Genomic DNA, 11,519 nt, shown 5'->3' with positions numbered 1-11,519 from the left:
ATAACAAACGAATTAAAGAAAAATTGGATGGCATGAGTCCGGTTGAATTCCAGAATCATGCCATCCAATTAATCGCTTAAAACATCACTCCAATTTATGGGGGTCAGTTCAAAGCCTTATTTTTTGCTGTTTTTTATATTTTGGGGAATTATCATATTTTTAATATCATTTACCGTTATGATCTCGGTGAGTGGATATCAATGCTCTTCTTACCGCTATGTTTACTAGGGTTTTACCAAATTTTACATCAAAACAAATTTAAAGGAATTTTTTTGTTAGCACTTGGTGAATCCTTCATTTTATCAACGCATGTGCTATCATTTATCATTAATGTTGTAACCTTAGCTTTTATTTGGCTAATTTATACCCTTTGGAATCGCCAAAATTTCATTAGTAAAACGCTTAAATTTATTTTAGCAGCCCTCCTAATTGTCTTAATGAACCTAACATTCTTAGTTAATTATTGGGAACTACACAATTTTATTCAAGAGCCACAAAAATATTCATTAACTAGCGTAACCGTTAATTATACGCAACTACTAATTAATAGTTTAAATAATAACGTTGTACTATCTAATAGCTTGGGGTTACTGTTTATTTTTATCATCGGTTATATTACAATTAACTTTAAAAAAATACCCACGCTCTACCGAAATGTTTTTTTAATTGGTGCCACCCTTTCAGTTATCGTTACTAACTTTATCCCTTGGGATTCGTTTAATAACACCGCCATTCAAATAATTCAGTTTCCAACGCGTTTTATCGGTATTACATCACTTTTTGTAGCTATTTTTGCGGCTTTTGCTTTTACCCAAATTATTGGACAATATCAAGGTAAGTTACCTAACCGTATTTTCATTACTATCTTGTGTGCATTCATCGGTATTCAGTTTTTAACCGAGTTTACAGCGATTAATAAATTGACTATGAATGCCCAAAAACCACCTATTAGTTCCAATTTAAGCACACGTGAATTAATTAATAGCAAGCAGTCAACATTACCGCGCAGGTTAAAGTTACACAATTCAGATATTCCGCGCTTTGTTAATGGGACTGGCATGGATGCTAATATGACTGATTATTGGCCAATGCACAGTTCAAAGGAACGCATTTCGATTATCACGCAAAAAATAAATAGTACGCATGGTGGAGCGACCTTTAGTAAATATCCTGTGCAAAGAAATAATATTGTCACGGCTACCATTTTAAATTCTAAACACAGCCATACGCTTGACGTACCAATCTTGAACTATCAAAATCAATACTACCTTTATGTCAACGGCATTGCGACCAGTTATACGGCGTCAAAACGTGGTACTATCATGTTTAACACTAATGCCCAAAAAATAAACCTTAAGTTAGTTCCTAAAGCCACCGCCCGTTATAATATCTTAACGAGCATTAGTTTAATAATTGTCATTATTAGTAGCATCGCTTACTTTAAACTAAAAAATTATTAAAACTTGTTCTTACAAGCAACCTAATAAAAAGCCCTAAGAAAATTTTTCTCAGGGCTTTTTTTGTATTTAAAAAATAATTAGTCTTTAAAGCGGTTATCATACATTGCATATGACATTAAGTTTGGCCGCACCTTTTCACTTAATTCACTCAAATGATACCGGCCAGTGATATTGTAAATTGATTGATTATTAATCACAAAAATTTGATCAGGGTTTTTCGTAACTGTAGCTAAAAAATGATCAGTATCATCGGCTGGAATCGTCTCCGTTATTTTGACAATCCCAGTTTGCGGTTTATCATTAATTTGCACAATATTAGGGGCAATAGCCACCGTATGTAAGTACATATATTGGCCATTTTGAAAAATTAAGCCACAAAACAGCATACTTAAAATAACTTTTGAGCTATTAACCTTGGTAGTCATTAAGGCCAACAGTAAAAATAAATAGCAAAAGAATAACGGATATAAATACCGGGCAATTAAGATTGGATGATTTAATACCATAAAGATAAGCCCTAAACCATATAGACTTAAAATTGCCAATAATAACAGACATAAAATTTGACTAATAACGGCCCAACGTTCCACCATAAATACAAATAGTTGCATTATTACCAAAACGATACACATATACATGCCAATATTAGCCGCATTTACGGTCTGCTCGCCCCCAGTCAAATTGAACAAAGCCTGACTTGAAGCGATTGGTGTAATCCAAAACGCTTTCGTAACTGAAGTAACTTGCTTAAAGGCGACAAATGACCATGGTATATACATCACAATATAACTAATTAAACCAACCGTTAATTCCAACACTACTTGCTTTTGTTTATTGATCTGGGCAAAAATGATAAATCCTATTAATATCAGACCACAACTTAAAGCAGTAAAATAATGGGTATAGGCCCCCATTTCAGCGAGTAAGATGGCACCAATAAACCATCTTACTCGTAAGGTTTGTTCATACTTTAATAGCATGAAAATAAACCAGGCAATAAAAGTTCCTGCCAATTGATACATTCGAATTTGATTGGAATACATTAAAATCGAAGGTGCTAATAAAAATAGATTATACGTCCAAATATTGGTTTTAATTGCCAACAATTTGGCAACTTTATTCATCCCAACTAAGCCCACAACCAACATAATTAATGAGAATAATCGATAACTGACAATTATTTGATTAGGTGTCAACTTTAAGATTTGTAAGGGCATCGTTACGAATTTTAATACTAAATAATAGAGTGGTGGATGAACATCTAAGGCATCGTAGCGAATGATATTGCCATATGTATTTCTAAGTAACCCAATCGTAAACGATTCATCACGAAAAATTGTATTTACAAAATTATTATTGAAATAAACGATAAAATTATTAACATTGATGGCATTGATAATATAAACCATGGCAATTACAGCAAATATTATATACCCAACGCTGTTTTGTATTTTTTTAATAATCGACTCCTCCCCAAATCAATAACGTTACTTATAAATAGTATCATAAGTTTAATTGAATACAAATTTCGTTTTAGTTACAAATATTTAAAATTTCAAGGATATTAAAAGGGGGTGTGACATTACTCTTTCCTAGTGGTAATTTGCTACTAGAACGTGTTCCAGTAGTCCGATATATTCGAAAAATCCTCTACGAAGAATTTTCTTCATAGAGGATTTTTAATGTATTTCTCAATATCGCCCGACTTCTGTTACACTCCCCTATTTTAGTTTATCTGCGGCGCGCCGCAATAAAGGATTTTTCACCGTGTAGTAACTTCACAATCTCACGTGTTGCTTGGCTACGCTTCATCGGTTCAAATCCGCGCATTAGCACTTTGATTCCGGGTATTAAAGTTAAAATACCCATGCCCAAGGCCATCATAACACTGTATGGTCGTGATTTATCATACATTACCGTTGGATAGACAATTTTGACTTGCTCCGCCGGTAATTTTGTCGTTAATTGTTCAACTTGCTGTTTAGCATGCATATATGGTGCCATAAAGAATGGTCCCCGATTAGCTGAAATAAACATAAATTTAGGCCGCTTTTCGGTCGGTAAAATCGTTAAGTAATCAATAATCACTTGGGCTGGCCGAAAAATCCCGTTGTGATAAGTAACGTGATGCTTCCAGTTAGGCAATAAAATGCCAATGCAATCAATAACCCAATCGGCCGCTTGGACACTTTCATGCCAATGGGCATCGCGTAATAAATCACTTTTAACCCAGTCTACTGTTGCAGGCTGCTTATCAGGTTTAGCACGGCGTGAAATGATGGTTATTTCATTTGCCGGATCCTTTAATAATTGTGTTACAATGCCTGTTCCTAAAAAACCTGAGCCACCAAAAATAACCACTTTCATACCAAACCCTCCGAATATAATTTTGTAACTCCATTATACCTGTTGTTAGTAAAATTAGGTTACCTTAACATCGCATTACCGATTAATTATCCTTCGACAATCTGGGTATCAAATTTCCACCGATAGCCAACACCGATATCAGTCCCGATATACTGCTCATCGTGATATGTGCCCAGCTTACGGCGTAGGTTAGCAATTGTTACCCGCAACGTCTCATTTTGCGTTGGTAACGTTTGAGCACCCCAAACATTCTTAATTAACGTGGCATAATCCATCACAACTTGCGGATTTTGTAATAAGCTACTTAGTAAGGCATACTCATTTTTGGTCAAATGTAATTCTTGCTGCTCTTTATAAACCATCTGTTGTTCTAAATTAATTACTAACGCTCCACTTTGATATGTGCCCCGACCATACCCAGTTATATGATACGTCCGTTTCATAATCGCCATTACCCGGGCAACTAATTCAGCTTCTTCAAAGGGCTTGGTAATATAATCATCGGCCCCATTGCTAAATAACGTTAATTTATCATTAATTTCCGTGCGAGCAGTCAACACAAGCACGGGAACTACGGTTGACTTACGTAATTGCACTAATAATTCGGCCCCATCAATATCTGGTAACCCTAAGTCTAAAATAATTAGATCCACTTTTGCTGCTTGTAACATGGTTTGAGCTTGCGCGCCATTAAAGGCTTGCAAAACTTCAAAGTTAGCCGCATGCAAGGTCAATTAAGAATGTCTTGAATGGATTGATCATCTTCAATGACTAGCATCGTTTTTTTAAGCATCCCTTGACTCCTTGATTGGTAATGTAATAATCACTTGTGGGCCTGTTTGCCAATTACTAAACGTCAATTGACCATGGTGCAAGTGTATGATTGTTTGGCACAAGAATAAACCAATGCCTAGACCCCGTTTTTTATCTAATTTTTGACTATTTAATTCCGATTGGATATGCCCCAACTTTTGCATCTGGTGTTCAGAAAATAATGCTCCATAGTTTTGGATTACGATATCAACCGTCGTTGAATGGGGGCGCACCAAAACATTAACGACCTGACTGCCATCCCCATGCTTTTGAGTATTATCAAACAAATTTATCAAGACTTGTTGAAATAAATTATTATCAATATCTAACCAAATTAGCTGCTCCGGAACTTTAAATTGCATTTTAAAGCCTGGATTGATCCATTTAAATTTTTCTTCAGCTGCAATAATTACATCTTCTAATACTTCCGGTGTGCGCTTTAAAGTAACCTTACCTTGGCTAATTTTAGTAATTGTCAAAATATTGGCAATCATTTGGACTAACCAGTTGGCTTCTTTATTAATATTTTTTAGCAATAATTCCTCATCCGTCGTCAAATTATCCCCGGTTAATAAATGATCCGTGCTTGCAATAATACTCGTAAGTGGTGTACGTAGATCATGTGAAATCGACCGTAATAAATCACTTTTTAATTGATTATTAGCACTATCCAAGGCAATCTGATGTTTTTCTTGCTCCAAATAATAATTATCCAAGGCTAAAGCTAACGGAAATAAAAAAATACCTAATTCCAAGCGCTCTCGATAGTTAAATTCCCGCCCATTAACAACTAAAACCGCTAAGGGCCGTTGCTTAAAGCTAATTGGTAAGTAAAATAATTTACGGCCACTTAAGGTTTCCGTACCATTTCCAGCGGCTTGATTATGGTGCCAAACCCACTGAATTATTTCATGGTTATTCGCGTCTACCATAAATGCCTGTGTCTGTGAATGGTGACTAACAACTGCGTGATTACGACGATAATAAATTTGCACGTGATGGCCAAAATATTCACTTAAAACATCGGCTAATTTTTGACTCATCGCTTGGGGTTCACTTAAACCAATTAACGTTGTACTCAAATCTGATAGCATCGCACTACGCTTGGCTTCTTTAACTGAATATTTCATTTGTGCCGTCAATTTTGAAGTTAAACCACTAATTATATTAGTCGTCACAATCATGATCAAAAAGACAATTCCGTAGTAACTTTGCGCAATTTTTAATGAAAAAACTGGTTGCACAAATAAATAATCAAATAATGCCACACTAACTAAACTACTAATAATCCCCGCCAAATAGCCCTTCGTAAACCGTGATATTAACACCACCGCACTAAAATAAACCATAATTTTAATCGAATTTTCGGCTAGTAAACTATGCAACATTAAATTAACCACGGTGGCTAACATTAAAAAAGTTGCCGCAACTACAAAATCCGTCATCTGCACTTGCTTCAATTTATTACGAATTGGTAACCACCGTGCTTGCCATGTGGTTGGTTGCGTGATTCCTGGAATAATTTGAATATCAACAAAGGGAATAGCGGTCATGATTTTATCTTCAATATTTTGTTGAAAAATACCGCGCCAAGTACGTTGCGTATGCTTACCAATCACTAAATTAGAAATTTTAATTTCCTGCATGTACTGGATTAAAGCATCACTAACTGAAGTCCCAGTTAGCATGGCAACTTCCCCACCCAATTCTTGGACCACTTTTAAATTCGCTTTTAAGGTTGCACTCGGCAAGTAGTTTTCATGCGTATTGACATAGACCGCCGTCCAAGGGGCATCAAATGCTTGTGCCTGCCGATACGCCCAATGAATCGCATTAATCGCATTGGGGGATTCACTAATAGCGACTAAAAAATGCCGTGTTTGTTGCCCTTGTTGCGAATTATGTTGACTAACTTGACGGGTAACTTGCTGTAAGGCAATTTCGCGTAATTGTGTTAGATGTGCCAATTTAAAGAAATTTTGCGCCGCTAATTTAGCTTGCGATTTACGATATATTTTCCCGGCTTCTAACCGATTTAACAATACCCGCGGCTCAATATCAATTAATTCGAGGTTATCAGCATGCGTAATAAAGCTATCCGGCACGGTTTCCTTGACGTCAACATTCGTAATTAATTTAATTAATTCATGTAAACTTTCCAAATGTTGGACATTGACGGCCGTATAAACTGAAATCCCTGAAGATAAAATTTCTTCAATATCTTGATACCGTTTCCGATTCCATGAACTACTATTGGTATGTGCCAATTCATCAATAATAACGACATCTGGTTGTCGAGCAATGATATTTTTTACTGATAACTCAGTAATGACCGTATCCCGATATTGATGATCAATACCGGCCACAACTTCAAATCCAGCGACTAAAGTCTGGGTTTCAACCCGTTGATGCGTTTCGATATACCCAATGACAATATCCACCCCGGCTTCTAATAAGGCATGGCCTTCTTCGAGCATCCGATAGGTTTTACCAACCCCCGCCGCATATCCTAAAAAAATTTTTAAGCGACCACGTTTTGTTGCCGCAGCATTAATTTCATCTAGCCACGTGCGGGCATCTTTAACCATTTTCAACCTCGATTCTTACTTAACACTTGCTTGTAATGCCAAATTTGCTTTAACTACATTAACGGCTGGTGTGCCTAATAAATTATTAAACCAACTAGTAGTCGCATTTTTAATAATTGTTTGGACTTGGGTCGGACTTAAATTATTCGCATGGGCAATCCGCGTAACTTGGTACTTAGCCGCCGCGACACTAATATACGGATCACTTCCACTGGCTGAACCTGTTACTAAATCAACCGGAATTGGTTGTCTATTAGTTGGATCAAGGGCACGCAATTGAACAACTCGTTTGGCAACTGCCGCTTTTTCAGCACTACTGTTGGGGGCTAAATTGCTGGCAACATTCACCCGACCAACAAATAATTTAGGGTTAATAGGATCCGTCGCAATCAATTTTGAACCGGTAACATGCTGGTGTTGATAAATCAAACTACCATTGGCGGATTGCTGAAATACCGTTTGAGCGACCACTGTGGTGATTCCAGTATAGACTAAGGTCCCCATAATTAGACAGCCCAAAATAATAGCTGCTTGTTTAAATAAAACTTTCACTTTAATTACCTCATTTTACTCCAAGTAAAGTTAATCCGATATCAAAAATTTTAATTACGATAAATGGTAAAACTAAGCCACCGAGTCCGTAAATCAATAAATTTTGTCGGAGTAATTGGTTAGCATTCATTTCCTTATACTTAACGCCCCGTAATGCGATGGGAATCAAGGCAATGATGATTAACGCATTGTAAATCAACGCTGAGAGAATCGCCGTTTTAGGGCTCGTTAAATGCATAAAATTCAAACTACTTAAGCGTGGATATACGCCGACAAACAAGGCCGGTAGAATCGCAAAATATTTGGCAACATCATTAGCCACACTAAAAGTGGTTAATGCACCCCGCGTCATTAAAAGTTGTTTCCCAACGCCGACAATTTTAATTAATTTAGTTGGACTTGAATCAAGATCAATCATATTTCCAGCTTCTTTGGCCGCAACGGTTCCCGTATTCATAGCGACGGCCACATCGGCTTGGGCTAAAGCTGGCGCATCATTGGTCCCATCCCCAGTCATGGCAACTAGGTGGCCATTTTCTTGGTATTCTTTAATCACTTGTAATTTTGATTCAGGCACTGCTTCGGCAATATAATCATCTACCCCGGCTTCAGCGGCAATGGCTGCAGCCGTTAGCGGATTATCACCAGTAATCATGACGGATTTAATCCCCATTTTACGAAGAGCTTCAAATTGTTCTTGGACCCCTTCTTTGATGATATCTTTAAGATGAATAACCCCTAATACGTCACCATCGGCAACCACAACCAATGGCGTACCACCATCTTTAGCAATTTGTTCGGCAATCGTACCGGTATCAGTTGGCCAAGCGTGGTGACTACTTTCCACAAACGATTTAACTGAATCCGTTGCTCCTTTACGGTAGGCATGGCCAGCAAGGTCTAATCCACTCATCCGAGTTTTAGCCGTAAAAGGAACAAATTCTGCGTTAGTTGTGTCATAGTCAGCGGCAGTTAACTTAAATTGTTCGGCCACTAGTTCAACGACACTCCGACCTTCCGGGGTACTATCGGCAATTGAAGATAACAAAGCACTCATTGCTAATCGTTGAGCATCAACGCCATTAACCGGATATAAAGCCACCGCCCGCCGATTTCCTAAAGTAATCGTACCAGTTTTATCTAGTAATAAAACATCGACATCCCCAGCGGCTTCAATCGCCCGACCACTCTTGGCCATGACGTTTTCCTTGTTTAGCCGGCTCATCCCTGAGATTCCAATAGCTGAAAGTAATGCACCAATCGTGGTTGGGGCTAAACAAACTAGTAAGGCCGTTAAATTAGTAACTGAAACCGTTTGATTAGCAGCGTGATTAGCAAAATTACTAAACGGATAAAGCGTGGCGACAACAATTAAAAAAATAATCGTTAACGTCACTAATAAAATTTGCAGTGCTAATTCATTCGGGGTCTTTTTTCGTTGCGCCCCTTCAATCATATTGATCATTTGATCAAGGAAACTTTCACCGGCTTTAGCGGTAATACGAATTGTCAAAACATCTGATAAAACCATCGTCCCACCCGTAACCGCACTCCGGTCACCACCAGCTTCACGCACAACTGGTGAAGATTCACCAGTAATGGCACTTTCATCAACTGCTGCCGTACCTTGAATGACTTCCCCATCCATCGGAATTTGTTGACCAGCAGTCACTAGGACAACATCCCCCGGCACTAATTGACTTGAAATGATTTCTTCTGTGGCTTGGGTCGCTTCATTTGTAAGGCGATATGCCACGACATCTTGTTTTGATTTTTTTAAACTATCCGCTTGCGCTCGACCGCGACCTTCAGCGATGGCATCGGCGTAATTGGCAAATAGCACGGTTAACCACAAAATTATCGCAATACTAAATGTATATTCCCCATTACCAGGGTTAACGCCCATAAAGCCCGCCACGAATAATAAACTAATTAAAATGGCCCCAATATAGACCACAAACATCACCGGATTTTTCACTTGAACCCGTGGTGAAAGTTTTTTGATTGCTAAAACAACATTTTCCATGTTACTACTCCTAAATATCGCTCATTAGCCTAAAAAATCGGCAATTGGGCCAAGTACTAGTGCGGGCACAAAGTTTAACGCCCCAATTAATAAGATAATAAAAATTAACAAAACACCAAATAAAACGGTATCTGTTCGTAATGTACCGGCGCCCTTGGCAACCAATTTCTTCTTAGCCAAACTTCCACCCATTAAAATCATTGCAATTAATGGCACAAAGCGCGTTACTGTCATCGATAAACCACCAACTAAATTAACTCCAATTTGGTTAGCGTTAAAACCAGCAAAAGCTGATCCATTGTTATTGGCCATTGATGAAAAGGCATATAGAATTTCAGTAAAACCATGCGCACCGTGATTAGTTAAGTTGGCTTGAATATGGGGTAAGTTAACCCCGATGGCCGTCCCAATTAATGACAGAATTGGGGGAAATAAAATGGCTAATGAGACCATTTTCATTTCATATGGTTCAATTTTCTTACCTAAATATTCTGGTGTCCGACCAACCATTAAGCCACTAATAAATACCGTTAAGAGGACAAAGGCCAACATCCCGTACAAACCAGAACCAATCCCACCAAAGATAATTTCACCTAATTGAATTAATAATAAGGGAATCAAACCACCTAAAGCGGTAAAGCTATCCAAGTTAGCATTAACTGAACCACTTGATACCGCCGTTGAAAGCGTCGTCCAAAGACTTGAATTACCAATGCCATTGATGACATTCTTGCCTTCTAAGGCACTGGTTCCCGTCACACCCGTAAATTTAATTCCGGTGTGTAATTCGGCTAAAGTTGTCCCGATAATCGCTAAACTCAAAAATATTAACATCACAGTGAAAATTAATCGGGCTTGGCGTTTTTCCGTAAACCGACCAAACGTCACAACTAATGCGGCTGGTATTAACAGAATAGCAATCATTTCAAAGAAATTACTTAGCGCATTCGGGTTGCTAAAAGCAATCGCTCCGTTAGCCCCAAAGAAGCCCCCACCGTTACTTCCAAGTAGGGAAATGGCATATTGGCTAGCGGCTGGTCCAAGAGGAATTAGCGTCCGACCGGCTTGAATATTAGCATGTAAAGTTTGGACCCCACCACAAGCAACAATTATGATGGCCAACACTAAAGCCAGTGGCATTAAAGCGTATAAAATAAAGCGGGTAATATCTTGCTAAAAGTTCCCTACGGTTGTCGCATGCGTGTGTTTAAAGCCACGCATAATCACTAATAAAGCCGCCACGCCGACTGCTGGTGATAAGAAATTTTGCGTAGTCAAGGCAATTATTTGCGTTAAATATGACATCGTGGTTTCACCACTATAGGCTTGCCAATTAGTATTGGTGACAAAACTAACGGCCGTATTAAATGCTAAATCCCATTTAACGTTGCCAACATGATTCGGATTTAACGGTAACCATTTTTGTAGTAATTGTAAGCCAAACACAACGATAAAACTTAAACTACTAATACTAATCACCGCACCAACATACGTTTTAGCCGTCATGGCAGTTGGTTGGCCCTCATGGTACCCTAATCCGCGATAAATTAAGCGTTCAAGTGGTTGTAACACGCGGGTTAACCAAGTCCGTTCACCATTTAACACCCGATAAATATAATTTCCAATTGGTATTGCTAATAAACAAATAATTGCAATAATTACGACATCGCGAACCCAAATCATGCTCGATCACCTCGCATTAAAATATAAAAT

Annotated in this window: 7 protein-coding genes and 1 pseudogene; 1 reads left to right on the top strand and 7 read right to left on the bottom strand. The window is 38.1% G+C overall.

The window, feature by feature from the left end; genetic code table 11:
• Window positions 1-200 precede the first annotated feature (200 nt).
• Window positions 201-1,460 carry a putative glycosyltransferase family protein gene (locus LQZ76_RS06960; RefSeq protein WP_230099027.1) on the top strand — a complete coding sequence of 420 codons (1,260 nt, stop codon included), beginning with the start codon at window positions 201-203 and terminating at the stop codon, window positions 1,458-1,460.
• Window positions 1,461-1,537: 77 nt separating this feature from the next.
• Here the strand turns inward: LQZ76_RS06960 and LQZ76_RS06955 are convergent, their stop codons facing one another.
• The 7 genes and pseudogenes from LQZ76_RS06955 to kdpA all read right to left on the bottom strand — a co-directional run bounded on the left by LQZ76_RS06955 (window position 1,538) and on the right by kdpA (window position 11,489).
• Complete coding sequence (locus tag LQZ76_RS06955) at window positions 1,538-2,869, bottom strand: hypothetical protein (protein WP_230099026.1); 1,332 nt, start codon at window positions 2,867-2,869, stop codon at window positions 1,538-1,540.
• A 322-nt stretch (window positions 2,870-3,191) separates the two neighbouring features.
• Window positions 3,192-3,827: an NAD-dependent epimerase/dehydratase family protein gene (locus tag LQZ76_RS06950; RefSeq protein ID WP_230099025.1), complete on the bottom strand. Its 636-nt coding sequence runs from the start codon at window positions 3,825-3,827 to the stop codon at window positions 3,192-3,194.
• A gap of 86 nt (window positions 3,828-3,913) precedes the next feature.
• Complete coding sequence (locus LQZ76_RS06945; protein WP_230099024.1) at window positions 3,914-4,561, bottom strand: response regulator transcription factor; 648 nt, start codon at window positions 4,559-4,561, stop codon at window positions 3,914-3,916.
• 51 nt (window positions 4,562-4,612) lie between these two features.
• Entirely contained in the window at window positions 4,613-7,228 is a 2,616-nt protein-coding gene (locus tag LQZ76_RS06940) for a DUF4118 domain-containing protein (RefSeq protein ID WP_230099023.1), read from the bottom strand.
• A 15-nt stretch (window positions 7,229-7,243) separates the two neighbouring features.
• Window positions 7,244-7,780, bottom strand: coding sequence for a potassium-transporting ATPase subunit C (locus LQZ76_RS06935; protein ID WP_230099022.1), 537 nt, complete (start codon window positions 7,778-7,780; stop codon window positions 7,244-7,246).
• Between the two features lie 10 nt (window positions 7,781-7,790).
• A complete protein-coding gene (gene kdpB / locus LQZ76_RS06930; protein WP_230099021.1) occupies window positions 7,791-9,806 on the bottom strand; it encodes a potassium-transporting ATPase subunit KdpB in 2,016 nt (671 codons plus the stop codon).
• A gap of 24 nt (window positions 9,807-9,830) precedes the next feature.
• Window positions 9,831-11,489 (bottom strand): annotated as a pseudogene (gene kdpA / locus LQZ76_RS06925) (potassium-transporting ATPase subunit KdpA).
• Window positions 11,490-11,519: the final 30 nt, after the last annotated feature.

This window comes from Periweissella ghanensis, assembly GCF_918814755.1.
Classification (GTDB): domain Bacteria; phylum Bacillota; class Bacilli; order Lactobacillales; family Lactobacillaceae; genus Periweissella; species Periweissella ghanensis.
Note: the sequence above shows the minus strand (reverse complement) of the source record. Positions and strands in the feature narration are given on the sequence as shown.

What these genes read in the sequence shown, in the direction of transcription:
- LQZ76_RS06960 (WP_230099027.1), top strand. Translation starts at nt 201, where the DNA reads ATGCTCTTCTTACCGCTATGTTTACTAGGGTTTTACCAAATTTTACAT.
- LQZ76_RS06955 (WP_230099026.1), bottom strand. Translation starts at nt 2,869, where the DNA reads ATGGTTTATATTATCAATGCCATCAATGTTAATAATTTTATCGTTTAT.
- LQZ76_RS06950 (WP_230099025.1), bottom strand. Translation starts at nt 3,827, where the DNA reads ATGAAAGTGGTTATTTTTGGTGGCTCAGGTTTTTTAGGAACAGGCATT.
- LQZ76_RS06940 (WP_230099023.1), bottom strand. Translation starts at nt 7,228, where the DNA reads ATGGTTAAAGATGCCCGCACGTGGCTAGATGAAATTAATGCTGCGGCA.
- kdpB (WP_230099021.1), bottom strand. Translation starts at nt 9,806, where the DNA reads ATGGAAAATGTTGTTTTAGCAATCAAAAAACTTTCACCACGGGTTCAA.